This window comes from Algoriphagus winogradskyi (genome assembly GCF_900182815.1).
GTDB lineage: Bacteria > Bacteroidota > Bacteroidia > Cytophagales > Cyclobacteriaceae > Algoriphagus > Algoriphagus winogradskyi.
The window spans coordinates 467454-492706 of the sequence record NZ_FXUA01000002.1 but is presented as its reverse complement, the minus strand read 5'-3'; the positions used below and the strand labels follow the sequence as shown (position 1 = coordinate 492706).

At 40.8% G+C, this 25253-nt stretch carries 25 protein-coding genes; 11 read left to right on the top strand and 14 right to left on the bottom strand.

What is annotated here, in order from left to right:
- Positions 1–256 precede the first annotated feature (256 nt).
- The 3 genes from QOL76_RS06570 to QOL76_RS06560 all read left to right on the top strand — a co-directional run bounded on the left by QOL76_RS06570 (position 257) and on the right by QOL76_RS06560 (position 3262).
- A complete protein-coding gene (locus QOL76_RS06570) occupies positions 257–2248 on the top strand; it encodes a tetratricopeptide repeat-containing sensor histidine kinase (protein WP_283412236.1) in 1992 nt (663 codons plus the stop codon).
- Positions 2241–2876, top strand: a complete 636-nt coding sequence (locus tag QOL76_RS06565; protein ID WP_283412235.1) for a response regulator — start codon at positions 2241–2243, stop codon at positions 2874–2876. The genes QOL76_RS06570 and QOL76_RS06565 overlap by 8 nt, the downstream gene beginning before the upstream one ends.
- Before the next feature lie 110 nt (positions 2877–2986).
- A complete protein-coding gene (locus QOL76_RS06560; protein WP_283412234.1) occupies positions 2987–3262 on the top strand; it encodes a hypothetical protein in 276 nt (91 codons plus the stop codon).
- Positions 3263–3274: 12 nt separating this feature from the next.
- On the opposite strand, the gene QOL76_RS06555 is transcribed toward QOL76_RS06560, so the two are convergent.
- The 5 genes from QOL76_RS06555 to pyrF form a co-directional block, all read right to left on the bottom strand.
- Entirely contained in the window at positions 3275–4132 is an 858-nt protein-coding gene (locus QOL76_RS06555) for a nucleoside phosphorylase (RefSeq protein ID WP_283412233.1), read from the bottom strand.
- 8 nt (positions 4133–4140) lie between these two features.
- On the bottom strand, positions 4141–5109 hold the full coding sequence (trhO, locus tag QOL76_RS06550) for an oxygen-dependent tRNA uridine(34) hydroxylase TrhO (RefSeq protein WP_283412232.1): 969 nt from the start codon (positions 5107–5109) through the stop codon (positions 4141–4143).
- Positions 5110–5165: 56 nt separating this feature from the next.
- Positions 5166–5801, bottom strand: coding sequence for an acetyltransferase (locus QOL76_RS06545; RefSeq protein WP_283412231.1), 636 nt, complete (start codon positions 5799–5801; stop codon positions 5166–5168).
- A gap of 55 nt (positions 5802–5856) precedes the next feature.
- Positions 5857–7152, bottom strand: coding sequence for a DUF2851 family protein (locus QOL76_RS06540; protein WP_283412230.1), 1296 nt, complete (start codon positions 7150–7152; stop codon positions 5857–5859).
- Between the two features lie 99 nt (positions 7153–7251).
- A complete protein-coding gene (pyrF, locus tag QOL76_RS06535) occupies positions 7252–8067 on the bottom strand; it encodes an orotidine-5'-phosphate decarboxylase (RefSeq protein WP_283412229.1) in 816 nt (271 codons plus the stop codon).
- Positions 8068–8438: 371 nt separating this feature from the next.
- Here pyrF and QOL76_RS06530 point away from each other — a divergent pair, with 371 nt between their 5' ends.
- Positions 8439–9023: a hypothetical protein gene (locus tag QOL76_RS06530; RefSeq protein WP_283412228.1), complete on the top strand. Its 585-nt coding sequence runs from the start codon at positions 8439–8441 to the stop codon at positions 9021–9023.
- The gene (locus tag QOL76_RS06525; protein ID WP_283412227.1) at positions 9020–9466 is read left to right on the top strand and encodes a hypothetical protein; all 447 of its coding nucleotides are present in this window, start codon (positions 9020–9022) and stop codon (positions 9464–9466) included. The genes QOL76_RS06530 and QOL76_RS06525 overlap by 4 nt, the downstream gene beginning before the upstream one ends.
- Before the next feature lie 21 nt (positions 9467–9487).
- Here the strand turns inward: QOL76_RS06525 and QOL76_RS06520 are convergent, their stop codons facing one another.
- The 3 genes from QOL76_RS06520 to QOL76_RS06510 all read right to left on the bottom strand — a co-directional run bounded on the left by QOL76_RS06520 (position 9488) and on the right by QOL76_RS06510 (position 12629).
- Positions 9488–10663, bottom strand: coding sequence for an ATP-binding protein (locus tag QOL76_RS06520; RefSeq protein ID WP_283412226.1), 1176 nt, complete (start codon positions 10661–10663; stop codon positions 9488–9490).
- A gap of 75 nt (positions 10664–10738) precedes the next feature.
- Complete coding sequence (locus QOL76_RS06515) at positions 10739–11620, bottom strand: lysylphosphatidylglycerol synthase transmembrane domain-containing protein (RefSeq protein WP_283412225.1); 882 nt, start codon at positions 11618–11620, stop codon at positions 10739–10741.
- 22 nt (positions 11621–11642) lie between these two features.
- The gene (locus QOL76_RS06510) at positions 11643–12629 is read right to left on the bottom strand and encodes a glycosyltransferase family 2 protein (RefSeq protein WP_283412224.1); all 987 of its coding nucleotides are present in this window, start codon (positions 12627–12629) and stop codon (positions 11643–11645) included.
- A gap of 119 nt (positions 12630–12748) precedes the next feature.
- Here QOL76_RS06510 and QOL76_RS06505 point away from each other — a divergent pair, with 119 nt between their 5' ends.
- Positions 12749–14419: an ArnT family glycosyltransferase gene (locus QOL76_RS06505; RefSeq protein ID WP_283412223.1), complete on the top strand. Its 1671-nt coding sequence runs from the start codon at positions 12749–12751 to the stop codon at positions 14417–14419.
- 1 nt (position 14420) lies between these two features.
- On the opposite strand, the gene QOL76_RS06500 is transcribed toward QOL76_RS06505, so the two are convergent.
- The 4 genes from QOL76_RS06500 to rpsU form a co-directional block, all read right to left on the bottom strand.
- On the bottom strand, positions 14421–15929 hold the full coding sequence (locus tag QOL76_RS06500) for an ArnT family glycosyltransferase (RefSeq protein ID WP_283412222.1): 1509 nt from the start codon (positions 15927–15929) through the stop codon (positions 14421–14423).
- Between the two features lie 71 nt (positions 15930–16000).
- Entirely contained in the window at positions 16001–16306 is a 306-nt protein-coding gene (hpf, locus tag QOL76_RS06495) for a ribosome hibernation-promoting factor, HPF/YfiA family (protein WP_283412221.1), read from the bottom strand.
- Between the two features lie 36 nt (positions 16307–16342).
- Complete coding sequence (locus QOL76_RS06490; RefSeq protein ID WP_283412220.1) at positions 16343–17227, bottom strand: tyrosine-type recombinase/integrase; 885 nt, start codon at positions 17225–17227, stop codon at positions 16343–16345.
- 129 nt (positions 17228–17356) lie between these two features.
- Positions 17357–17551, bottom strand: a complete 195-nt coding sequence (rpsU, locus tag QOL76_RS06485; RefSeq protein WP_091692504.1) for a 30S ribosomal protein S21 — start codon at positions 17549–17551, stop codon at positions 17357–17359.
- 104 nt (positions 17552–17655) lie between these two features.
- Between rpsU and QOL76_RS06480 the strand changes: the two genes are divergently transcribed.
- Positions 17656–19038 carry an alpha-L-fucosidase gene (locus QOL76_RS06480; protein WP_283412219.1) on the top strand — a complete coding sequence of 461 codons (1383 nt, stop codon included), beginning with the start codon at positions 17656–17658 and terminating at the stop codon, positions 19036–19038.
- A gap of 168 nt (positions 19039–19206) precedes the next feature.
- On the opposite strand, the gene atpC is transcribed toward QOL76_RS06480, so the two are convergent.
- Entirely contained in the window at positions 19207–19452 is a 246-nt protein-coding gene (atpC, locus tag QOL76_RS06475) for an ATP synthase F1 subunit epsilon (RefSeq protein ID WP_057936785.1), read from the bottom strand.
- Positions 19453–19568: 116 nt separating this feature from the next.
- Positions 19569–21071, bottom strand: coding sequence for a F0F1 ATP synthase subunit beta (gene atpD, locus QOL76_RS06470; RefSeq protein ID WP_283412218.1), 1503 nt, complete (start codon positions 21069–21071; stop codon positions 19569–19571).
- Positions 21072–21369: 298 nt separating this feature from the next.
- Between atpD and QOL76_RS06465 the strand changes: the two genes are divergently transcribed.
- The 4 genes from QOL76_RS06465 to QOL76_RS06450 all read left to right on the top strand — a co-directional run bounded on the left by QOL76_RS06465 (position 21370) and on the right by QOL76_RS06450 (position 25235).
- The gene (locus QOL76_RS06465; RefSeq protein ID WP_283412217.1) at positions 21370–22221 is read left to right on the top strand and encodes a heme/hemin ABC transporter substrate-binding protein; all 852 of its coding nucleotides are present in this window, start codon (positions 21370–21372) and stop codon (positions 22219–22221) included.
- Positions 22222–22318: 97 nt separating this feature from the next.
- A complete protein-coding gene (locus QOL76_RS06460) occupies positions 22319–23377 on the top strand; it encodes a FecCD family ABC transporter permease (RefSeq protein WP_283412216.1) in 1059 nt (352 codons plus the stop codon).
- On the top strand, positions 23377–24186 hold the full coding sequence (locus QOL76_RS06455) for a heme ABC transporter ATP-binding protein (RefSeq protein WP_283412215.1): 810 nt from the start codon (positions 23377–23379) through the stop codon (positions 24184–24186). The genes QOL76_RS06460 and QOL76_RS06455 overlap by 1 nt, the downstream gene beginning before the upstream one ends.
- A gap of 2 nt (positions 24187–24188) precedes the next feature.
- Complete coding sequence (locus tag QOL76_RS06450) at positions 24189–25235, top strand: hemin-degrading factor (protein ID WP_283412214.1); 1047 nt, start codon at positions 24189–24191, stop codon at positions 25233–25235.
- The last annotated feature ends 18 nt before the right edge of the window (positions 25236–25253 follow it).

The following is a 25253-nucleotide window of genomic DNA, read 5'->3' as shown; positions in this document are numbered from 1 at the left end:
AGAAGTTTAAAATTTGCGAGTCTAGAGGCTGATTTTTAAAACCTTTAAGGTCAATATCTTACAATTGAACACACATGTATTAACTTCTAAAAAGCACTAAGGTTTTACTTTTAAGACAAAACATGTTATATGGAAAAATGTCTGTATAATGAGAAAATTATCAGTTCAAACGGTAAGGATTTTCTCATGCGTTAGGATTTTTTTATTCCCTTGGATATTATTGACCAGCTAGTGAATCATTTACCTATCTTTAAAAATGATTAGATTGTTTTTCTTAATGAGCTGTGTGCTAGCCTGTATACTAGTTAGCACTCGCTCTATAGCCCAAGCTACTCAAGACTCCATTCAGCAAACAGACCTCTCACATTTAGCAACTTTATTTGAAGCTACCGAACCCGGAGATTCCATAGCCGGTGTCTATCTAAAGAAGCTAATCATTCAAAGTGAGAAACTAGGAAAGTTTGACCTGATGGCAGATTATGTGCTTAAGATGGTCCATCATCCTTCACCTTCTGTTCAGGATCCTGAGCTGAAAAGAGGAATGCTGAAAAAGGCCATTACCCATGAAAACGAGCTAAGTAAATCCGAAGATAAAGGAAACCTCCACCTAAAATTAGCCGGCGAATATTTTGGATACGAGCAATTTGACTCTGCGATTGTGGAATATGGACATGCCATAGATAGATTTACTGAAGAGGATTCCATTTTTATCGCAGACTCTTATTTTTTTAGAGGTCAAGCGAGGGATTACAAGGGGGAGCTACTTCGTAGTATGCAAGATTATCAGCAGGCGAGAGATATCTATTCCAAACTTGGAGATAAGGAATATGTAAACTACGTAGATGGAGGCATGGCTATTCTTTTTAGCAAATTTTCGATTTTTAATGAAGCTGAAAAAATCAGAACCGCTTTGATCTCAACGTATCAAGAAGAAGAAAGCATTTTTAATGTAGCGATCCAGATATACAATCAAGCCGAAGATTATGGAAAACAGGGGAAATTAAAAGATCAAGAAACCTATCTCCTCCGAGCAGATTCCTTGATACCGTTTGATCCGCGGGATTTCTACACTGAAAGTATAATCAAACTTTCCCTCAGCAATTTCTATGGAGAGCAAGGAAATTTGGTAAAGCAAAAAGAATTCTTTTCCCAAGCCCAAGATATGGTATCCCAAGTTCCTGAACTAGCGACTACCAACCCTGTTTACCTCAATGCAAAAGCGCTGTTAGAATATTCTCAGGGTAATTTTCTAACCGCAAATCAACTAGCCAATGTCTCTTTAGATGCCGCCAGAGAATCAAAAAATATGGATCATTTGATAAAAGCCTACAAGCTTTTGGGTGATACTTACAATGAATTGGGCCAATCAGAGAAAGCCTTTGAAATCAGGCAAAAATTAACGCATTACACCGATTCAATTTTCGCTTCCAATCAAGCCACTACTTTTTCCTATTTCCAAACGCTTTATGAGACGGAGAGAAAGGAAAAAGAAATTCTAACAAAAACTCAAGAGATAGAATCTATCAGCCGGAAAAATCAGGCCAGACTAAGGCTGATTAGTATTATGGTTTTTATACTGATCATAGCAGGGGTAGTCATTTTTCTGTGGAAAAATTTGCAGCACGAGAAGAAAAAGAAAGAAATGCAATCAAGATTTTCCCAGGAGCTACTCAAGAATCAAGAAGCCGAACGGGTTCGTATATCAAAGGATCTTCACGATGGCTTAGGCCAAAGCCTACTTTTGATAAAAAACAAAGTTGCGCTGTCAAAAGACAATACAACAGGTGAGTTGCTGGATACGGCGATCAGCGAATTAAGATCAATAGCCAGATCGCTGCACCCTATGCAATTAGAAAAGCTTGGACTAAGCAAAGCAGCCGAACATTTACTTGATCAGATCGATAATGAAACCGACATCTTTGTATCTTCTGAAATTGAAGAGTTGAAGGGTGTCCTGCACAAAGATGAGGAACTTCAACTCTATAGAATCTTGCAAGAATCGATTAATAATGTCCTGAAGCACTCTCAAGCAAGTGCATTGCGCGTATTACTTAATAAAATTGAAAACAGAGTAGAGTTGAAAATTGAAGACAATGGAAAAGGTTTTGATTTTTCTGAGAAATTCAATGATTTTCAAAGTCTCGGACTAAAAACCCTTAAAGAACGTATTGCTGCGCTAAATGGAAGTATGAAAATCAACAGTGAGAAGGGAGTCGGAACCAGCTTAAGTTTTATTGTTTATGTCTAATCAAAAACCCACCGTCGTTATCGCAGATGATCACCCGATCTTATTAAAAGGATTGCAGGAATTTCTGGGTGAATTTGGATTGGATGTTGTTGGGATAGCAAAAGATGGACAAGCAGCATTTGACTTGATTATGAAAATGAAGCCACAACTTGCCATTATAGACATGGAAATGCCCTTTAAAACTGGGCTTGAAATTGCTTCGGATTGCAAAACATTAGGGATTGATACGAAAGTCATTTTACTCACCCTTCATAAGGAACTATATCTTTATCATCAGGCAAAAGAGCTAAACCTATCGGCTTATATTTTGAAGGAATTCGCTTTAGAAGATCTTTCCAAAGCTATCTCTATCGTTTTGGAAGGAGGGCATTTTTTTAGCGAGAAAATTTTTGAAGGGATAAAAGAAAACAAATTCGCCAGAGATGAGAATCCACTAACTCCATCTGAAGTAAAAATACTAAGATTAATCGCCGAAGGGATTTCTACCAAAGATATCGCTGACAAACTTTTTATTTCTGAACGAACAGTTGAAAAGCACAGGAGCAATATGATTGCAAAGCTTCAACTTGAAAAAAAGCACAATTCTTTGCTGATATGGGCTCAAAAGAATCGTGAAATTATTGACTAATAGCTTTTTGCTATAATCCAAATAAAAAAAATACGTATTACCACGTATTGAGCTACGCTGTTTTATTGGGTAAGTTTGGTTAAATAATTCTTCACAAAGATTTTTTTAAGATGAAAATATCAAGCGTTTTAGGGGATTTTAAAGTAATCCAAACCATAAAAAATCGTGATGAGCTACTCGTTTTAGGTTCCTGGAAAGACCTCGTACGTATTTTTGACAGCGGCAGAACATTTCTTGTCAATAGAAATGAATCACTTTTTGGCATCTACCTATGCAAGCAAGAATGTGCAGAATTTATGAACAAAATAATTCAGGATATTGATTACCATGAATGGGAGGACTTTAAATTAGAAAAGCCCATTTTCAACAATCAATTCCAAGCGTAAAGGGTGATTTTTTCAACAATAAACTTTTAGGGCTGCGCGGATCATACGATCCACGGTTTTTTCAGCTTCTTTATCAAACTCCCCACTTGGCCGATTTGCTACTATGGCATTTAAGCTTAGCATTCGGTGGTTAAGTAGTTGCCCCATAGCATAGTAGCCAGCAGTCTCCATCTCGAAATTGGTCATTTTCAATCCATCTACTTTCAGATCGGCCAGTCGTTCGATCATATTTTCCATCTTTGGCTTAAGCCTAATTTCCCTGCCCTGTGGAGCATAAAACCCAGGTGCAGTGAGCGTGACACCACGATGAAATTCAGTGGGTAATTTTTGCACAAGCTCACTCGAAGCGGAAGCTTGATAAGGTAAAAAAGCCAGATCGAGCGTCTGTTTCACTACTAATGCCCAATCTTGATTACCCTCAAGTTTTGGATAAAACTGCATCAATGTATCTAAACCTATTGCAATCTCAGATGCCAGCAGACTTCCAACTGGCAAATCTGCCTGCATGCTTCCAGAAGTACCTAAGCGGATAATTTCGAGACTGGTCTCCGTTGGCTTTACAGTATGTGTTTTCAGATCTACATTGACTAAAGAATCCAATTCAGTCATCAGAATCTCGACATTGTCAGTCCCCATACCCGTGCTCATCACAGTCACTCTTTTACCATTCAGTCTCCCGGTATGCGTCACAAATTCACGCTTACTCCCTTTGAAATCAATCTGATCGAAGTATTTGGACACAAGTGAAACCCGGTCGGGATCACCAACTGTAAAAACAAGAGAAGCCAGGTTCTCTGGCTTCAAATGCAAATGATAAATGCTTCCATCAGCATTTAATATCAATTCGGATTCTGGAATTTGTCTGCTCACACTACAAGTTAAGCATTTGATTTTTCTTTGGCTTTACGGACAAGCCCTTTATATGGATTGTAACCATTGGTATTTTTTTGGTAATACCCAGTACCGTCATAGGCTCTTTTTTCCGGGTTTTCTTTGCATTCTGTAGAACAGGCTCCTTCCATTTCCCAGCCACATTCTTCACACATCGGGACGTGTGCATTACAAGTCTGATTGGCACAGTTGACCATTCGATCCGAAGGTGTGCCGCACACGTGGCATTTAGACACAACTTTGGGATTTACCTTATTCACATCTACAGCTATTCGATTGTCAAACACGTAGCATTTGCCTTCAAAATCTTCGCCTCCAGCTTCCATGCCGTATTTGATGATCCCTCCATGAAGTTGGTACACATCTTCAAAACCCTGCTCTAAAAGAAAAGCAGAAGCTTTTTCGCACTTGATTCCTCCGGTGCAATAAGTCAATACTTTCTTGTTTTTCAGATGCTCCAGTTCTTTCACTTTCTCAGGGAAATCACGGAAGTTATCAATATCAAGGGTCAAGGCATTTTTAAAGCGTCCAAGCTCATGTTCGTAATTAGAGCGTACATCCAAGATTACCACATCTTCCTGATCCTTTAGTTTCTTGAATTCCTCCGGATCAAGATGCTTGCCTGTTCTCACATTAGGATCCAGATGTCTTAGTGCACTATGGACAATCTCAGGTTTGTAGCGCACATGAATTTTGGTAAATGCATGGGTATTATGAGAATCTATTTTGAACTCAGTTTTTGCGAAACGCGGATCAGCATGGATATAAGCCATGTATTTCTCACAGTCATCTTCCAAGCCGGAAACTGTACCGTTCAACCCTTCATCAGAGATAATGATGCGGCCTCGAATGTTGTTTTCGATACAAAATAGGTGATGCTGCTCGCGGTATTCTTCAGGATTTTCAATCTTTGCGTAGCAGTAATAAAGGAGAATTTGATAGTTTTTGTTTTCCATAACTGTAGCCCTGTTGCGGCAGGGTGTTTAGGGATTTATAATTTGAAATTTCTAATTTATTTAACTTTTGCTGCTGGGTTACCAAAAACAGTTTCATTCGAGCCAACCGTAGCTATTACTACTGATCCAGCGCCTACTCTGGCATTTTTACCAATCGTGACTCCAGACACAATAGTAGCTCCTGAGCCAATGAAAGCTCCTTCTTCTATTATCACATCAGAATTGATCACCGATCCAGCACCAATTTGGACGAAGTCGCCTAATTTAGCTTTATGTTCAATCACTGCCGCCGAATTGATAATACAGTGGCTTCCAATTTCAACCCCGGCTCCGATATTTACATTGGCATTGATGAAATTACCATGACCAATGATAGCGTCAGTGGAAATATAAGAGCGCTGATGGATCGCATTCACAGGCTGCACCTTGCGACGATCATTCAACAATTCCACTAAGAATTTGCGGTATTTCGGATTCTCTTCGGCTACAAATGCTTCTGTCTTCTGACCGATTAACTTTAAGAAACCGTCATCCTCAGGATTGCCAAGAACTGAAACCGTATTGATCTCTGCTCCATGGATTTTTTCGTCCTCATCCAAAAATCCATACACAACTACATTGTTACTGTTGAAAATCTCAAGTGCTGGATGTGCGATGCCTTTAGCACCAAAAATTATAACTGGTTTTTCCATAGTTTTCTGCAATTCAGGCTGCAAAAATACAGGAATTCACTGGCTTACCCAAAAATCATTTGGATTCTGATTTGATCAGCACTTGGGCAATTTTACACTGGAGGCATTTCTTTGGCTGGCAATAATTCTTGTACAGCCCTATCATTCCCTGGGAATCAAAGGAATTCTGGGCCGGCCAGCCATGCGATTGAAATCTTCGAATGATATGATTATTCTCCGCAGAAACCTCCTGTAGGAGATCGAAACAGCGCTCTTGCCAGTCTGGCTCTTCGAAATATCGTCCATAAGCAAACCAAAGCGGAATTACATAATTGATCACCAAAAGCTCTAAAGCTGGAGTGGAAATTCCGGAGCTTGTCTGCCTTTCTGAAGGTTTACCAAAACTGTAATGATACTGCCAATAATCGCTCGATTTCACTTTTAGCAATTTTTTAAAACCTGCGAAATCATGAGAACCCAGCATCACAGACTGAAGTAAATTTGGAGCCTTAGATAAAATCGCTGCTAACTGAGCGATTCTGAGTGTGGGGAAATTACTTGGACGCACTCCCATAAAGGTCCAATGTTGACGCTTCATTGGAGAATCCCATCCATACTTTTTACAATAAAAATCATATTCACGAATCAAAAATTGTACATAGGGCTCTTCCGATTCTGAAGGAAGCAAACCTGATTGGCCTAACAATAAAGCTTCCAATACTGGCAATTGATCCCTGTGCTTTTGGAGAATTTTATAAGGTACCAACCTAGCTAATTCACTCATGGCTTCATTATTCTTCTTAAAGCCAAAGCAGGTGAATAGCCATCGATAAGCTGTTTCTTCCCAATTGTCAGTTGTAGACTTGAGAATTTGCAGAATCAACGTAGATTTTTCTTGGAGTCTTTCTACCAAAGCTTTTTCTAGTGTAGAAAACCTGACAATTTCTGGAGCCTCACGTAACCCATGTGCACAAGGGAGGTCCGATTTGAAATCCAGCATCCGCTCATAATTTCTCCAGATATCCAAATAAATCAATCCTTTCAGCTCTAAAGTGGGCATTGCAGTTCCATCATTTCGAAGCACTTCAAGATCATCCTCCCAAACTACGTGTAACACTACGGAATTATAAGCTGGATTTCCACCATGGGAATGCTGCTTCCATTCGCTTGCCAACCGGTGTACCTCCACATGTCCGTGAAGGATCACGTTTTCAATAACTACAACAGAATCTCGGAAGTCCGGTCCTTCGCTCTGATTGTGAAATCCAACTTGGATTATTTTCAACTCATCGCCAGCTGTAGTATGTAGTTTCGCCTTTTCGAAGTATTGGTATTTCCAGACTAGCTGTAAAAAGTCTTCCTTAAAAGTCATAAAAGTATCGATTAAAAGTCAAGTGAATTTAACCAAAAACTAAAAAACAAAAAAGTCAGGAAACCCTGACTTTCAAAATATTAGCGACATACTTTAGTTTCAAAGATATTTATCAAGCAAACCAGCCATTTCCTCCTGCAGCTTCTTTGCCTCCCTTCTCGCTGCTATTCCGAAGTCTTTTTCTCCGGAAGCATATATGATCCCTCTACTTGAGTTCACCAAAAGCCCACAAGTGGAATTCATGCCATACTTTGCAACATCCGCTAAGCTTCCGCCCTGGGCACCTACTCCAGGAACTAAAAAGAAATTTTCAGGAACAACCTTTCTGACCTCTCCGATTAGCTCTCCGCGTGTGGCGCCAACCACATACATGAGGTTTTCAGGAGTGCCCCATTCCTGACTTTTTTCCAAAACCGTTTGATATAAAGGTTTGCCATTTTCGTCTTTGATCAACTGGAAATCCATGGAACCCGCATTCGATGTCAAGGCCAAGAGAATCACCCATTTATCCTCAAAATCCAAAAATGGCGTCACGCTATCCGCTCCCATATAGGGTGCAACTGTCACCGAATCAAAGTCCATTTTCTCGAAGAATGCTTTGGCATAAAGCTTCGAGGTATTTCCAATATCACCTCGTTTTGCGTCTGCAATAGTGAAAATTTCCTCTGGGATAAGTTCATTTACCTTTTCAAGAGTCTCCCAACCCTTTGGCCCCAATGCTTCGAAGAATGCAATATTCGGCTTATAGGCCACTGCATAGTCGGCAGTTTCTTCTATAATCTCCCTGCAAAAACTAAAAATAGGATCGGGCTCATGTTTCAGGTGTTTAGGGATTTTATGGATATCTGCATCAAGTCCTACGCACAAAAAGGATGATTTTTTCTGGATTTGGGAGAAAAGCTCTGCTCTGGTCATGGAGATTGGGATTTTGGCAAAGGTAGGGAACGAAAATGGCTTAGAAAAGACATGAGAATCTTCTCAGAAAAGATGGTTGGAACAAAACTTACTTTACCCATTTAAATAGTTTGAACTAAACAGCGAATAAACTACTTTAGAATCTTAAACAAATTATTGATATGTTTAAACGGCTTGACAAAAGATTTAAAGTACGGCTAATTGTAACCTTTATTTTCCTCTTGATCTTCGACTTCATGTATGCTTTGGTATTTCCTAGTTCGGAACCCATTTGGTTTCAGTTCATTGGTTCATTCTTTTCGTCAGGGGTTATAGTTATTGGGTTAGCACATTTTTTCAATAAATATGTTCAAAAATCAAACGGATGAATTATGAGGCATCAAATAAGAGAGTCACAAACCAAAAATTACTGGGGTTCAGGAAGAAAGTATTTCTTGATTTTTATAGTTCTGGTTTTCTCCTTCCACTCAAATTCATATGGTCAAATCCAAGGGTATAATCCTAACACATTTATCCCGACATTTGACACTAACTACCTCATTATCAAATCAATTGAATCAATTGACAAAGAGTTCAGTTTTCTTAAAAACACCTTATCGTCATTTTTAGAAGAATTCCCAAATCCCGACAAGAATGAAGACTTTTATTATGAGATGGATGAAAAGATGGCGCGACTAATCACCTATGGGCAAAATGAATTCTATTTCCTAGGTGAAAAAATGGATGCATTTCATCTAATAGACTCCAAATTCTCAATTGGAAATGGTAAAGATTTTATAAAAATAGGAGACTCTCATTCATCGGTATCAAAGCTATTTCCACCCTATGAACTGGAAATTGAAACAGATTATGGAATAATAATAATACCCTTATCCTATCATGGCGTTGTGGTGGACGAACCGATAAGTGTAATTGTTGACCTGAAGACAGGAAATATTACAAAAATAAATATATGATTTTATATTTCAATAGATATAAAAGAGGGCTCCCTATTCTGTTCGTACTGCTTTTTCTTTTTTCCTATGATTCCAACTCTCAAGATATTACAGGTTCTTGGCGATGGTTCGAATTTGAAGATAGAGCATTCACAATCCAACTATATAAGCCCGAGCTTGATGATGACGTTATGGGGTCATATGATTTAATAGGAGAGCATTGCGGAGTGTATTATAATGGGGGCAGAATGGACTGTAGCTACGAGGAATATTCTATTTCTCTAAACAGAATCTCCGAAAATGTATTCACAGGAACGATTCTAAGTGCATATTCTCTCGCTGTCAGCGAAATCAGAATAACCTACTTTCCCAGCAGTAAGGAAATAAGATGGGAAGTAACAAAAGAGGGTGTGGGAAAAAACCATCTACCAAATTACTTTCCGCTCGATGTGATGATGCAGTAATAGCAAAACTAAAGGAAAACCTCAAAAGCCTTCCTTTAGTTTTTTCATAAATCCAGCTAATCCTATAGCGCTAGTCCTTTCGCCCAAGGGAAATTCATCCTTACCTGCATAGATAAAATAGCGATGGTCTGCTGATATATCCTCCACAGCGTTCAGGAAGCCTTTTGAAAGCTTCGGGCTTAAGGTCCGCTTGATTGCTATCGCCCAAACTTCTCCGTTCAGACTCAATACCAAATCAAGTTCTGCTCCACCCGTTGTCCGATAAAAGCCATATTCAGCTCCTTTAGGCAAAACTGAAATAATATTTTCGATGATAAATCCTTCCCAACTTCCGCCTACCACAGGATGTCCCAGCAGATCATCCAGTTTGGTTAAGTTCAATAAAGCATGTGTAATTCCAGAATCCCTGATGTAGATTTTGGGAGACTTCACCAGTCGCTTGCCCACATTCACTAGCCAAGGTCTGACAGAACGAATCAGCAGAAGATCTTCAAGCATTTCCACATAACTTTTCACAGTCGGAGAAGTCAAATCTAGACTTCCACCAAGTTTGGATAGATTGATCAGCTGACCTTGCTGATGAGCGAGCATAGTCCAGAGTCGACGCAGACGGTTGGCTGGCACAAACTGAGCAATCTGTGTAATATCTCTTTCCAAATAGGTAGTGATGAAATTACCACGCCAAGTCATGCTTGATCTATCGGAACTCGCAAGAAAACTGTCGGGAAAACCTCCACGCATCCATAGTTTTTCTACATGTCCTTCTATCGAATCCACTTCCATCACATTGAATCCGGGGAGTTCTTCATAGGCAATTCTTCCTGCCAGTGATTCGGAGGATTGCCGGATCAGGTCCAAAGAAGCAGAGCCTAAAATCAGAAATTGGCAAGATCTAAAGCCTTTCTTTCTCCTTCGATCTATCACGCCCCGCAAAAGCGGAAAGAGGTCAGGCATGCGCTGGATCTCATCCAAAATAATCAAACGACCTTCATGCAGGTCAAAATATTGCTCTGGCTCAGCAAGCTTACTACGGTCTGAGGGACTTTCAAGATCGAGGTAAATAGACTGAGGATCGATGGTTTCCACGAGCTCTTGCGCTAAGGTAGTTTTACCTACTTGCCGTGGACCCAGAATCGCTATAGCCGGAAAATCAGGCATCAATTCTTGCAGTTTCAAAAACAAATCTCGCACAATCATCCTTGCAAATTTAAAATTTGATTTTAAATTTGCAAGGATTAATTTTTATTATTTCATTGAAAAACAACGATTTAACTAATTTTCTTCAAAATTAATGGTAATCATTGATCCTGTCAGTGAAACCATCGCGGTGATCAGGAAAAAGATCAAACTGAAAGCGACTGCAATCGCCTCATCAATACCTGCATACGTGTGCGCATAGACGAAAACTAATTCTCTAGCACCTACGCCACCGATAGTCAATGGCAGCACTGCGACTATAGAAGAAAGCAAGAAAACCAGTTGATAAGCTAGGAAATTCTCAGTTACGCCAAGGCTTTTCAGTATAAACCAAGCGCATATCAATTGTGCTAACTGGCCAGCCATCGACCAGCCATTTGCTTTCCAAAAAGAGGGTAGAAATGCTTTGAAGAGTAACTTTTGCATCAGCCAAAAAGCTGGAAATACCAGCAAGGCAGCAATTACCACCAAGAGCTCCCAGGGAATTTGCGAAGCAAATGGCAAGGTCAAATCCACAGGAAGAACCAATGCCAACAGTAAAAACACAATCGCGACCAAACCTCCCAAACGATCCAGCAGCGAAGCTTGCACCAGTGGCTTTACGGGAGTTTGATAGTGTTTATTCAGTAAGTAAACTTTATACCCATCACCACCAATCCCGCCAGGTAGAAAGAGATTGTAGAACATACCGATGAGGTAAAGCTTGATATTGAGCTTTTCGGAGATTTGCACACCGATATTTTTGAAGTAGAGATTGAGGCGAAAGGCTGTGAAAAGCTTGCTTAACACAAAAGTCAGAATCGCAGGAATCAGCCAAAGCCAATGGATGGTTTTTGTAATTTGCCAAAGCTGATCTGTGTCAATTTTTCGAAAAACCAGAAAGAGTGCCAAACCAGTTAAAACCAGTTTTAGGACAGTCGTTAATTTCTTTTTAAGGGAACTTTCTGTTTTCGCCAAAATTCAATTGATATTTGAAAACCTACTTAGCGCTGTCAATTCCTTGATGCACTGCAATAACAGGCTCCAATACACCTTGATAGACAGACTTGATGGAATAGGTCGTCTTATCCTGAGACTCAAAATAGGTCCGAACAATGATCTCCGCAATAATTCCGGTGGTGATAAACTGAATACCTCCCAGCACTAAAATAAAACCAAGGATCATAATTGGTCTTCCCCAGATGTCTTCGCCCATTATTTTCAGGATGAGCAGATAAAAATTGATCAGCAAACCAATCAAAAATGCGATGATCCCTATCCCGCCAAATAAATGAATTGGTCGCTGAAAATACTTTTGGAAAAATAACATCAGAATCAAATCCGACATCACTTTGAAGGTTCGGCTCAGGCCATATTTCGATTCGCCATGAATCCGTGGATGATGCTTCACATCCATTTCGGTCATTTTAGCTCCTTGCTGCTTCGCCAGAACAGGAATAAAACGGTGCAATTCTCCATACAACCCCATTCCCTGCGCAATCTCCGCTTTATACACACGAAGTGTACATCCGTAGTCTTTCAAGTAAACTTTGGTTGTATTCCTGATCACCCAGTTGGCGATCTTACTTGGGATTTTGCGAAGCACAAATCCATCTTTTCTATTCGCTCTACGGCCTGCTACCACATCCCATTCTTCATCGATTGCCTTTTGAAGCATCACAGGAATGTCGGTTGGATCATTTTGCAAATCCCCATCCATGGTGCAGATGTATTCACCAGCAGCCATGTCAATACCTGCTGCCAAAGCTGTGGTTTGGCCAAAATTCCTATTGAAAATAATCAGCTTAGTTCGGCTATTCGCATACTTTTTTACCTCAGCCACAGTCCTATCAGTTGATCCATCTTCAATCAAAAGCACTTCATAATCGATGGACTCTAGCGCTGCATACGTTTGTTCTAAAAGCGGTTGGATATTATCCTCTTCGTTATAAACAGTGATTACTACGGAAATCTGTGGCTTGGACATGCGATAAAATTTTGTCAAAAATACGGTAAAATACTTCCTAGGACAAAAAAGCTAGGATTCGCTTTCGGAAGCCAACGAAAATTTGGCACTACAAAGTTCAATAGGATTATCTTTGCACCATGTCTTTAAAAGATTCCCAAATTAATCCATGGGTGGTCATGGCAGCATTTGCCGTCTTAGTTGGCCCGTTTGCACTGAGCTTCCACATGCATTTCCCTGACGAAATGTATTATACCGACGCTGCTGTGAAAATGCTCCAAAATGGAGATTACCTCACAACCTATTTAGGGAATGGGGAACTGCGTTTTCGTAAGCCAATTGGCACTTATTGGGTGGTGCTGGCCGGATTCAAGCTTTTTGGAGTTAGCGCACTATCTTCAAGAATCTTCTTTTTACTCGCTGGAGCATTGACTGTAGGTGCCACGTATTGGCTTGCAAAGCTACTTTTTGAAGACAAAAAAACAGCTGGAATCTCTGCATTGATAATTGCCGCCAATCCTGTTTTGATTTTATCCGCAACCCGCTCAATACCGGATGTGCTACTCGGCCTCACGATGACTGCGAGCGCAGTTGGTTTCGCTGGTTTAATCCGCTTTGGTGACCAAGCCCCCAAAAAATATCTTTGGATTCTTTACCTAAGTTTGGCGCTTGCATTTGAAACCAAAGGCCTTCCTGCTCTGGCTTTAGGGGGACTTGGAGTATTTTATCTACTGTTTAATCCATGGAAAAAAGTCTCATTTAAAACCTTTCTCCATTTTCCGTCCCTTGCATTAGCCATTTTTATTGCACTCTTCTGGTTTGTCGCCATGTGGCAAATACATGGCCCTACTTATTTAGACAGTTTTGTTGAAGATCAAGTAGGAGGTAGAGTTACTTCACGTTATTTATTAATCCTGAAAAATGGGATGCTTGCAGTTGGGATTTTGATTGCCATATTTATTCCCTGGATTCTGCTGGTTCTTCCTAAAATCAAGGAAAGTACAAGAAAAGCATGGTCTGAGAATGCAGTTTTTTTCGGATTTGCAATTTTATGGGGCTTGGCAATTTTGGGAATGGGAGCGATGACGGCTAAGTTTTATGAGCGATATTTATTGCCCGTAGCTCCAGTATTAGCCGTATTGCTTGGGTGGCTACTTGTAAAAGGAGAATTTGAATTCAGGAAATTGGGTCTAAAAATCAGTACTTGGTTTTTCCTTTTCCTGTGTCTTATTGTTGGTGTTTTTGGCTTTTGGATAAACTTTCAATTAGGTAGTACAGCATGGGTTTATCTTCAGCTAGCAGCGGGATTCGCCATTTTGTCCTACCTCTTCATGCTGACTATTAGAAGCGAGAAACTTCCGAAAGCACTTTCTTATTCATTTCTATTGTTGTTTTTCCTCCTATCCACTGTCACTGCAAAAATATCTCTGCCAGAGCAAGGTGAGCAAATTGAAGCATTTGTAGCAGCTAATGACATAGATCCAAAAGGGGAAATCGGATTTATCGGAAATATCCACACCAGCAGTAAAATTAGGGTGTTTTTAGGACCTGATTATTACATGACTGATATATCCGGCGAGAAAAAACTCACCGATCAAGAGTTACTCCGTGAAGCTGCCCATTATACTTATTTAATAGTCGAGGATAAATTTTTAGAACTAATTCCAAAAAACCAGTACGAAATCTCTGTGGGTTCGGTCAACTGGAATTCCAAACAAATTCCTTTTCTCCTTCAAAATCTCAGCAACCCAGCCTTTGATTCATTGGTGAAGGAAAATGGGAAGATATACTATTGGCTGGAGAAAAGGTGAATTAATACGTATCTGGCAAATATGGATTAAACCGCTCTAGCTTTCTCCAAACCTGAATTGTCGCTACACGAAGTGATTCCTCTCGAAATGTAATTGGCAACTGCTCTTCATAAATCAATTCCTGAAAATCTGCAAATTCTCCTGGAGAATCATAATTCCAACTCACGAAAATCCCCACTTCATTTTTTCCTACAAACTGCTCCAAGCCTGGCCAAAGATCAAATTGATTCTTTCTTGCCCCCATGTTTAACATATACGTTTGTGGATGATCTGGAAGGTAAAAGGAAAGCTCGGAGGCCATGTGATAGGTTTCTGAAAAGATATACGCATCTTCAATACCCAAACTATCTCGTAATGTGACGAGTCTTTCGGCTAAAGGCTCGTAGCCTGCCATTCTTCTGAAAGCAGATTTCTCAGCCTTTTTGATAGGAGTAATACTTTTCATCAAAGTAAAATCAGGAAGCAGAAAAAACAGCGGTAAACCGATACTTAAGCCTACACCCCAATTCCTGATTCTCTGCCATCTCAGACTTTGCTCGCACACCCAAGCCGCCATCAGAATGGCCAAACTTCCGTAGGCAAATACCGGCCAATTCACTTCTATGGAAGTCAAGAAACTCAATCCTGCGAAAGCAGCCCAAGACATCAAAGCAGGTAAAAGCAAATAGACCTTTGCTCGGTCTTGGTTTTGAATCACTTTTCTAAAAGCTCCCACAAATAGAGGAAGAAGAAATATGGAAATCATCGCCAGTTGACCTCCTAGGTATTCGAAGAATTGCCCGAAAGACTTTCCTACATCAAAAGCTTTGGATTCACCGCCTCCACCACCGCTGAGGGCAGCCAAGTGCTTAAACGTGTCAAAGTCATTCTGCCAATTCCAGATCAAAGCAGGGATGAAACCTAATAAAGTGATTAACACAAAGAGAATATAATTCTGACTCTGTGCCTTCCAGCTTTTAGTATAAATAAGATACAAAAGAAGAAGTGGAAAGATCAGAATCATGACCATCTTAGCCATCAACCCAAATGCAGCAGCCAGCCCAGCCCCAATCCACCAGGATTTCTTCCCATCTTCCATACCTCGATAAGCCAGATAAATGCTCAGCGCCCAGAAGAAGGTAAGGGAACTGTCAGTCATGTGAAAAGTAGAGGCAAGCCACCACATAGGCATGGCCTGAAGTATCATCGCAGCCCAAAATCCAACTTTAGCTGAATATAGATGTCGGCCAAATAAAAACGTCACCCAAGACATTCCTACACCACATAAAATCGCATTTATACGCACTCCCAGCTCAGTATTTCCCAGAAAACCTGTGCTAATGTAATTTAGAACAGCTACTAGCGGGGGCTTGGAATAATAATGCCAAGCCATATTCTGTGACCAAAGCCAGTATTGCGCCTCCTCAGTAAACAGGTCAATTTCTGGCCTTAGGGCAAATAGTATTTTAGCAACTACAAGCGAGAGTGAAATAACCCAGAAATAGATAGTATAGCTTGTAGACCTTTGCATTGAGTTTGGTTTGAATAAAAAAGGCATCTCCCATTACTGAGAGATGCCGCAAATTTAGCTAGGCTAGCTTATTACTGCTTAGCCAACACTACTTTTTCTTTGTGTTTTTTGATTTGACGTCTCAATCCTTCGATGGCATCATCAGAAGCCGCCTCGAATGAGTCAGATTGGCTTTTACTGAAAAATTGCTTTCCTGGTACATTCATCTTGATTTCTACAATTTTATTCGAGTTATTGTCGTTTTTGTCAAGCCTCAAAAAAACCTCTCCGTCTATGATTTGGTCATAGTAAGTATCCAGTTTATCAGCTTTTTTCTGAATAAAGTCGATCAGTTTTCGATCAGCGTCAAAATGGATGGAGTGCATCTGCAGTTTCATATTCATTTGCATTTAGTGGTGAACAAATAGTTTATTTTATGCTTTCGGATGTGCCTGTTCAAACACAGCCTTAAGTTTTTCCATGGAATTGTGCGTGTACACCTGAGTGGCCGCAAGATTGGCATGACCTAGCAAATCTTTTACTGCGTTCAGGTCAGCACCTTTGTTGAGTAAATGGGTGGCAAAAGTATGTCGCAATACATGAGGACTGCGCTTGGATGTCTGCGCAAAAAGATCTAGGTAGTGCCTGACGATGCGAAAAATCATCATAGGGTAACTTTGCTTTTGTTGATTGCTGACAATAAAATAGTCACTTTGACCAACTTTAGAAAACCTTTCCTCAAATACTTTTTTATACAGCAAAATATTCTGTTTTAAGCCTTTTGTGATAGGAATAATTCTTTCCTTTTTTCTTTTTCCAAGTACCTTGACCGAATCATCGATGAGATTGACATCCGACCATTTTAATCCTATCAACTCTGAAAGCCTGACTCCGGTGAGGTAAAGAAATTCCATCACCATCTTGTCACGCTGCCCATCGAAATCCAGTTCGTAAACACTTTCGTCTAAAACGGCAAGAATCGTCTCTTCCTGTACAAACTCAGGAAGTTTCTTCGGGTTTTTAAGACCTTTTAACTTATACGTTGGATCGCTAGAAATGATCTGTGATCTGAGTAAAAACTTGTAATAAGACCTCAGAGTGGCGATTTTACGGTTTACCGAGGTAGTACTTAACCCGCTATCTACCAAGTCAATCACCCATGCCCGGAGCTCTGGATGCTGGGCTTCAGAAATTTCATTTATTTCGAAAGAAAGCGCCAAAAACTCCTCAAACTGGGTCAAATCCCGACGATATGCCTCTACTGTATGCGGACTGGCTTTTTTCTCAAACTCTAAATAATTGATGAAAGAATCGATCATATATCACGTAACTCGGAAGATAAGTTAGACGAAAAAATGTGAATTATCGCTGAGCAAAATCGTAAATGGTCATAAAAAAAACGCACCTGCCTGATGGCAAGTGCGTTTGATATTGGAAGTCAAAACTGATTACTTCGCTGCTTCTTCTTGAAGATGCTGCTTGTAAGCTGCTTTGATGACTTGTGCTCTTCTTACTACGGAAGGCTTAGTGAAAGCTTGTCTCGCACGAAGTTCACGGACTGCACCAGTCTTGTCAAACTTCTTTTTGAAACGCTTTAGCGCTTTCTCGATTGATTCGTTCTCTTTTACGTTAACTATGATCATATCTATACACCCCCTTTCGTGGGCACAAAGGTAGGGATAATATTCAGAATACAATATCTCCACTCGTAATAAACTCTTTTCTACCGCTTGATATATAGGGCGTTTTGCCTAATTTTATCCTAAATCTTACTAATTACGACGTGAACATCAGCACTTCCTTCAAAAGCTACCTACTAGCACTAGGCATTCTAACTATATTTTTCACTCAATCTACTGCAGCATTTTCTCAGGAAACCCCTGAGAGAATGGAATGGTTTGCTGATGCCAAATTGGGCATTTTCATTCATTGGGGCATTTATTCAGTCAATGGAATTGACGAATCCTGGTCATTTTTCAATGATTACATTAGCTACGATGACTACATGAAACAGCTTTCAGGTTTTACTGCTTCCAAATACGATCCAGTTAAGTGGGCAAAGCTGATTAAATCCAGCGGTGCAAAATATGCTGTACTTACAGCCAAGCATCACGATGGGGTGGCTCTTTGGGATACAAAAGCTTCTGATCTTTCTGTCGTGAAGAAAACTCCTGCCGGAAAAGATTTGGTAGGGCCATTGATGAATGCTTTGGAGAAAGAAGGAATTAAAAAAGGAATCTACTTTTCTGTATTGGATTGGTCACACCCAGATTACGACAGAAACACGAGAGAGACTTTTCGATACAAGAATGATCCAGAGAGATTCAGAAAGTTCACAGATTTCAACTTTGCTCAACTAAGTGAACTATCCGAACAATACAATCCAGATTTATATTGGTTTGATGGGGATTGGGAACATAAGCCAGAGGAATGGAGAAGTGCAGAACTTAAAAAGAAACTGCAGAACTACAATCCAAATGTGATCATCAACTCCCGATTAGGTAAAGGCTTTGGTGACTACGACACCCCAGAGCAAGGAGTTCCAGTAACGAGACCGAGCAGTGAGTTCTGGGAATTATGTATGACTATGAACAACAGCTGGGGGTACCAAGGCAATGATGATCAGTACAAAAGTCCAAGTGAATTGCTTCGAATCTTTGTGGATTGCCTTCACATGGGCGGAAATCTCCTGATGGATTTCGGGCCAAAGCCAGATGGTACTATCCCAGAGGAAGCTGAAAACATTTTGAATGAATTTGGGCGCTGGACATCCAAGCATGAGTCAGCGATCTATGACACTCAAGCGGGCATCCCAGATGGCCATGTATATGCTCCTACTACTCTTTCGAAGGATAAGACAATCCTTTATATCTATTTGGATTATAAGGTAAATGAGTCTCTAGCCATCAAAGGACTAAAAAATAAAATCCAACGGGTCTGGGTAGTAGGAAATGGTACTAAACTCCAATCCAGGGAAGTGGGCAAAATGTACTGGAGCGCTGTCCCAGGAATGAAATACATTGACATTCCAGACAACGTCTATGACAAGGACATCACTGTTTTGGCGGTCTTGCTTGATGGTCCTGTGGATCTGTATCGGGAAAAAGGTCAGGTGATAGAGAGTAATTAAGATATTCTTTCCTGAAAGTTGAGTTCAATATTCATCATTCGATATTCTTAATTGGAAAATAAATCAACTACTTCGAGCTTTCTTTAAAATCTTCCTGACTAAGCAATAAACCAAAAAAGGTCTCCCATTTGCACAGGAGACCTTTTTCACTTTGATTTGATGAATTGCTTAAGCCACTACTTTCTCAGCTAGCAATACTATCACATTATCTTTTACTTCTACTACTCCGCCATCCACGATCATGGATTGCTTCCCTTCAGGAGTGGTAAAGGAAACAGTTCCCTTTGCCAAAGCCGAAACGATCGGAGCGTGATTATTCAGCACCTGAAATGATCCATTGGCGCCAGGGAAACTGGCTTCGGATACTTCACCCTGAAATACTTTTTTGTCCGGTGTGACGATTTCTAAATGCATGGAATTTTATATCATTTGGAGACTTCTCTTAGAAAAAGTGAAGCTCTCCGTTAAACTATTAAATGTTACAGGTTTTCGGTTATCAAAACTGACAACCGAAAACCGACAACTAAAATTTATCTAACTTCTGCCATCATTTTCTCTCCCTTAGCGATTGCATCTTCGATGCTACCTACCAAGTTGAAAGCTCCCTCAGGAAGATGATCCAACTCACCGTCCATGATCATGTTGAAGCCTTTGATGGTGTCTTTGATATCTACCAATACTCCCTTTAAGCCTGTAAATTGCTCTGCTACGAAGAATGGCTGAGATAAGAAACGCTGTACACGTCTCGCTCTGTGTACGACTTGCTTATCTTCTTCAGAAAGTTCTTCCATACCCAAAATCGCAATGATATCCTGCAATTCTTTGTAACGCTGAAGAATCTCTTTCACACGCTGTGCGCAATTGTAATGTTCGTCTCCAATAATGTCCGCAGACATGATTCTAGAAGAAGATTCCAAAGGATCCACTGCTGGATAAATTCCTAATTCTGCAATCTTACGTGAAAGTGAAGTCGTAGCATCCAAGTGAGCGAAAGTCGTCGCTGGAGCCGGATCAGTTAAATCATCAGCAGGTACATAAACAGCCTGAACAGAAGTAATTGAACCACGCTTTGTAGAAGTAATACGTTCTTGCATTGCTCCCATTTCAGTAGCCAAAGTTGGCTGGTAACCTACTGCAGATGGCATACGACCCAAAAGTGCGGACACTTCGGAACCTGCCTGAGTGAATCGGAAGATGTTATCGATAAAGAATAGGATATCCTTACCTGCTCCTTCGCCGTCACCATCTCTATAATATTCTGCCAAAGTCAATCCTGTCAAGGCAACTCGAGCACGTGCCCCTGGAGGCTCGTTCATCTGACCGAAAACAAAGGTTGCTTTAGAGTCTTCTAATTTTTTCAAATCAACTTTAGAAAGATCCCACCCACCTTCTTCTTCAAGGCTGTGGATGAAGTCATCACCGTAAGTAACGATGCCTGACTCGATCATTTCTCTCAACAAGTCATTTCCTTCTCTTGTTCTTTCACCTACACCTGCAAATACAGATAAACCAGCATATGCTTTCGCAATGTTGTTGATCAATTCCTGAATCAATACAGTCTTACCAACACCAGCACCACCAAACAAACCAATCTTACCACCTTTTGCATACGGCTCGATCAAGTCAATTACTTTGATACCTGTGAAAAGTACTTCTGTAGCTGTAGAAAGATCCTCAAAACGAGGAGCAGATCTGTGGATAGGAAGTCTCTTACCAACTGGAATAGCAGGCAAACCATCGATAGGCTCTCCAACTACATTGAAAAGACGGCCTTTGATGCCCTCACCTGTTGGAACAGAAATAGGTTCACCAAGGTCTCTTACTTCCATGCCACGAACCATCCCTTCAGATGAGTCCATTGCAATAGTTCTCACTCGATCTTCACCCAAGTGCTGTTGAACTTCCATTACGACCACTTGGCCATTTTCTTTGGTAACTTCTACCGCGTCAAGGATGTTTGGCAGCTTGCCGCCTTCAAAGGAAACGTCCACTACGGGCCCGATCACTTGAGTTATCTTTCCAATATTTGCCATTTGATAATTGAAATGTAAAAAGGATGTGCTTTTTGAATTCGACCGCAAAATTAACCAATAATGCCTAAACCCAAAGGATATTTGGGAAATTAATATCCTAAACCCCCAATTTTTAATGACTTCCGTCTAAACAATCTTTTTGTTTAGCAGTCAACTATATAAACAAGAATGTAGCACATGTTTTCTTCTTTCTTACATTTTTGAATTCGAGAAATTTTTACCTAGTTCTTAGAATTCTTTATTTGGAATTAATCTAATTAAGATTACATTTGTTCTTTATCTAAACTTAATCTAAATAATGTTAACACGCTATCTACCTCTTATCCTTGTAGTTTTGGCTGCATGTTCCGCTCCTTCTAAAGAGGAAGAAACAACCGCCGAGCGTAAGATCATTACTGCTGGCGGTACCATTACAGAAGTCGTGGATGCACTAGGATATGGCGATCTTATCATCGCAACCGACATAACCTCGACTTTCCCGGCATCCATGCAGGATCTTCCTTCCATTGGGTATAGAAACCAGATCAAAGCAGAAGGGATTCTTGCGCTAGGTCCTGATTTGGTGCTTATAGAAGAAGGTTACCTCAATCCTGATGTAGTGACTCAATTGAAAGCAGCTCAAGTTAATATTGAGGTTTTCACGAAACCAACTACAGTAGAAGGCACCAAGAAATTGGTCACGGAGTTGGCAACTTTCTTTGAGGAAGAGGATAAAGGAAAGGAAGTAAATGCCGCAATTGATGCTGATATAGCTGCACTGAACAGCTATTTGGAATCTGAGGAATCTAAGCCAAAAGCAATCTTCGTAATGGCCCGCGGCCCGGAGACAGTATTTATCGCTGGAGACAAAACCTTTGCAGCAGAAATGTTTGAATTGGCTGAGATCGAAGGAACAGCTACAGGCTTTGACGAATTTGCTCCTATGACTCCAGAATCCTTGGTGTCTATGAATCCTGAGTATTTGGTGTTTTTCGAATCAGGAATCCAAAGTGTAGGTGGAAAAGATGGCTTGATAGCGATACAAGGAATCGACCAAACCACAGCTTTTAAAGAAAATCAAATCGTTGCTTTAGATGGCCAATACCTTTCCGGTTTTGGACCAAGAGTGGGAAAAGCAGCATTAGAACTAGCCAAAGCCGTAAGGCAATAATTAAATAAGTATAAGATAAAGCTTAGAAAGTAAAGTTAAAATCAAGCATTGAAGCCGCTTCGGTCTCCCGTCTTCGGTCTTCCAGCCATATAAATAAATGATCACCGCATTGAATCATACTAAGATCCAGAGTCAAAACCTCACCCTCCTCGGGTTTGGGTTTGTGTTGGTTTTGGTAGTGCTAGCTTCCCTTTCTTTGGGCGCCTTTAGCATACCATTTCCTCAGACGCTTGCGATCTTATTTGACCAAATCGGTATTCAACTAGGAACTTTTGAAGTGCAACAAGCCAATGTGCTTCTCCAAATCCGCATGCCGCGTGTGCTGATGGCCATGCTAGTAGGAGGAGGATTAGGCATAGCCGGGGCAGCATTGCAAGGCATGTTTAGAAATCCCTTGGTAGAACCAGGGTTGATCGGTGTAAGTACAGGATCCGCCTTATTTGCTGTGATTTTCATGGTATTGGTGCCTACAGTTTCCTCTTTGGCTTGGATCAAAACTCTCGGCTTGCCTCTTTTTGCATTTATTGGAGGTTTGATTTGTGTGACGGCTGTCTATCAACTGTCAAAATCCCAAGGAAGGACAGATACCGCAACTTTGATTTTGGCGGGTGTAGCGATCAATGCATTGGCAGCAGCACTAATTGGTTTGGTGCTGTTCTTTGCAGATGATTCCGCTTTGCGAAGCTTCACTTTCTGGAGTTTAGGAGATCTGGGTGGTGCTACTTGGGCAAAAGTCCCAGTAAGCCTGATGCTTATAGGTGTTCCATCAGTTCTACTATTATTAAATTCCAGACAATTGAATGCGCTAGCGTTAGGAGAGCAAGAAGCTTTCCACATGGGTGTAAACGTGCAGCAAGTCAAAATCCGACTGCTTATTTGTAGTGCTTTGGTCGTTGGAGTTGGAGTTTCCATGGTGGGAATGATCGGATTTGTAGGTTTGGTAGTACCGCATTTGATTCGAATTCTGTTTGGAGCGGATCATAGACTGGTGTTGCCTGGATCATTTCTTCTAGGTGCGATTTTGTTAAATTTTGCCGATCTCATCGCAAGAGTGATCGTAATTCCCGCCGAAATGCCTATAGGCGTGATCACCGCACTCCTCGGTGCACCATTTTTTATCTGGCTTATTTTCAACCTGAATAAATCCAAAAACTAATGCTTCAAGCTTCACAAGTACATTTTTGCATTCGCCAAAGACCTATCGTAGATGAGGTTAGTTTGGAATTGAATCCAGGAGAAATCTTGGCGGTTCTAGGCCCAAATGGCGCTGGGAAATCCACTTTCTTCAAAATCCTCTCTGGAGAGATCAAATGCAAACATGGTGCTGTGGGCTACAATGGCCACGATATTCATAAACTAAAAGCCCGTGATTTGGCTGCGGTGAGAGCTGTAATGCCTCAGCATACACAAGTTAATTTTCCATTTACCGTGCAGGAAGTTGCGGAGCTTGGGCTGATCAGCACCAAAGTAATGCAACCAGCAAAACTCATTCAAGAAGTTTTGGAAGCTACCAATACTTCCCACTTGAAGGATCAGGTTTTCAATCACCTTTCCGGCGGAGAAAAGCAGCGCGTGCAACTCGCAAGAGTACTGGTACAAATCTGGGAGACAAAGCCTTTTCCAAGGTATTTGCTCCTTGACGAACCAACTTCCAGCTTGGATATTGCGCAGCAGCATGCAGTATTGAAAATCCTTCAAACGCTGAAATCAAGAAATATTGGAATCTTGGTAATTCTTCATGAGCTGAACCTTGCGGCACAATACGCAGATAAAATTGCCTTACTGAAAAATGGCATGATCGCAAAAGCAGGAACGGTAAAAGAAGTATTAGAGGAAGAAATCCTAGAATACGTTTTTGATCACCCGATTCAATTAATTCAAAACCCTGTTACAGGTGGACTCCTCATATCAGCAACCGCACAGGCACAGGTACAAACATCCATACCCACATTTAAACAAGCGTAACAATGGAAACTATTCAAGAATCCGCACAATCCCTGAAGCAAGCATGGGAGAATCTGAAAGAATCTGAGCCTCAACTTAGAATCCGTGATGCTGCCGCTAAACTTGGTGTGACTGAAGCTCAACTTTTAGCCACTGGAATCGGCGCAAACGTGATTCGTCTGACTGACAATTTTACCGAGCAACTGGAAGAATTCCCAAAACTAGGCCGCGTGATGTCATTGACAAGAAGCGAAGGCTGTGTATTGGAGCACAAGGGACCCTTTCAGAAAATTGAAATGCATGCTGCCGGACCGCACAAAATCGCTACTGTGATTGGCCCAATCGAGCAGCGAGTATTTTTCGCAGGTTGGAAATTTGGTTTTGCAGTGACTACCGAGACTCCTCGTGGCACTATGAAAAGCTTGCAATACTTCGACAAAGCTGGTGAAGCTGTAATGAAAGTCTATTTGCAGGAGAAATCAAATCCAGAAGCTTACGAGGAATTGGTAAATAATAATACAGCAGAAGACCAGTCTGCTGAGTTGGAGCTTGAAGCTTTTCCAACTCCGGAATATGTGTCCCGAGAAGAATTGGACTTCGAAGGATTCTCCAAAGACTGGGAAACGATGAAGGATACGCATGATTTCTTTGGTATGCTTCGCAAATACAAGCTAAACAGACAAGATGCGGTGAAGTGGATTGACGACAAATGGGCTTATGAGATCGACAGGCTTTCTGCACGTAAAATCGTAGAAACTGCCGCTGAGACCAAGCTTCCTATCATGATTTTCGCTGGGAATAAAGGCAACATCCAAATCCACCAAGGTAAGGTGCAGACCATTCGCCAGATGGGTGATTGGCTCAATGTACTTGATCCTGATTTCAACATGCATTTGAATGAAAATGTGGTTGACAAAGCCTATGTAGTTCATAAAAACACGGAAGATGGGTTGGTATCTGCTGTTGAGCTTTTCGATAAAGAAGGCGAAATGGTCGCTCAGTTCTTCGGATTGAGAAAGCCGGGACTTCCTCAGAAACCTGAGTGGAAAGCTTTGGTAGATAGCCTTTAATACAAATTTCGGCGGGAG

Excerpts from the sequence above, each read along its gene's own strand:
- QOL76_RS06565 (WP_283412235.1), top strand. The coding sequence starts at position 2,241 with ATGTCTAATCAAAAACCCACCGTCGTTATCGCAGATGATCACCCGATC.
- QOL76_RS06530 (WP_283412228.1), top strand. The coding sequence starts at position 8,439 with ATGAGGCATCAAATAAGAGAGTCACAAACCAAAAATTACTGGGGTTCA.
- QOL76_RS06540 (WP_283412230.1), bottom strand. The coding sequence starts at position 7,152 with ATGACTTTTAAGGAAGACTTTTTACAGCTAGTCTGGAAATACCAATAC.
- QOL76_RS06560 (WP_283412234.1), top strand. The coding sequence starts at position 2,987 with ATGAAAATATCAAGCGTTTTAGGGGATTTTAAAGTAATCCAAACCATA.
- QOL76_RS06465 (WP_283412217.1), top strand. The coding sequence starts at position 21,370 with ATGTTAACACGCTATCTACCTCTTATCCTTGTAGTTTTGGCTGCATGT.
- atpD (WP_283412218.1), bottom strand. The coding sequence starts at position 21,071 with ATGGCAAATATTGGAAAGATAACTCAAGTGATCGGGCCCGTAGTGGAC.
- QOL76_RS06500 (WP_283412222.1), bottom strand. The coding sequence starts at position 15,929 with ATGCAAAGGTCTACAAGCTATACTATCTATTTCTGGGTTATTTCACTC.
- QOL76_RS06505 (WP_283412223.1), top strand. The coding sequence starts at position 12,749 with ATGTCTTTAAAAGATTCCCAAATTAATCCATGGGTGGTCATGGCAGCA.
- QOL76_RS06510 (WP_283412224.1), bottom strand. The coding sequence starts at position 12,629 with ATGTCCAAGCCACAGATTTCCGTAGTAATCACTGTTTATAACGAAGAG.
- atpC (WP_057936785.1), bottom strand. The coding sequence starts at position 19,452 with ATGCATTTAGAAATCGTCACACCGGACAAAAAAGTATTTCAGGGTGAA.
- QOL76_RS06460 (WP_283412216.1), top strand. The coding sequence starts at position 22,319 with ATGATCACCGCATTGAATCATACTAAGATCCAGAGTCAAAACCTCACC.
- rpsU (WP_091692504.1), bottom strand. The coding sequence starts at position 17,551 with ATGATCATAGTTAACGTAAAAGAGAACGAATCAATCGAGAAAGCGCTA.
- hpf (WP_283412221.1), bottom strand. The coding sequence starts at position 16,306 with ATGAAACTGCAGATGCACTCCATCCATTTTGACGCTGATCGAAAACTG.
- QOL76_RS06545 (WP_283412231.1), bottom strand. The coding sequence starts at position 5,801 with ATGGAAAAACCAGTTATAATTTTTGGTGCTAAAGGCATCGCACATCCA.
- QOL76_RS06525 (WP_283412227.1), top strand. The coding sequence starts at position 9,020 with ATGATTTTATATTTCAATAGATATAAAAGAGGGCTCCCTATTCTGTTC.
- pyrF (WP_283412229.1), bottom strand. The coding sequence starts at position 8,067 with ATGACCAGAGCAGAGCTTTTCTCCCAAATCCAGAAAAAATCATCCTTT.
- QOL76_RS06455 (WP_283412215.1), top strand. The coding sequence starts at position 23,377 with ATGCTTCAAGCTTCACAAGTACATTTTTGCATTCGCCAAAGACCTATC.
- QOL76_RS06450 (WP_283412214.1), top strand. The coding sequence starts at position 24,189 with ATGGAAACTATTCAAGAATCCGCACAATCCCTGAAGCAAGCATGGGAG.
- QOL76_RS06490 (WP_283412220.1), bottom strand. The coding sequence starts at position 17,227 with ATGATCGATTCTTTCATCAATTATTTAGAGTTTGAGAAAAAAGCCAGT.
- QOL76_RS06570 (WP_283412236.1), top strand. The coding sequence starts at position 257 with ATGATTAGATTGTTTTTCTTAATGAGCTGTGTGCTAGCCTGTATACTA.
- QOL76_RS06520 (WP_283412226.1), bottom strand. The coding sequence starts at position 10,663 with ATGATTGTGCGAGATTTGTTTTTGAAACTGCAAGAATTGATGCCTGAT.
- trhO (WP_283412232.1), bottom strand. The coding sequence starts at position 5,109 with ATGGAAAACAAAAACTATCAAATTCTCCTTTATTACTGCTACGCAAAG.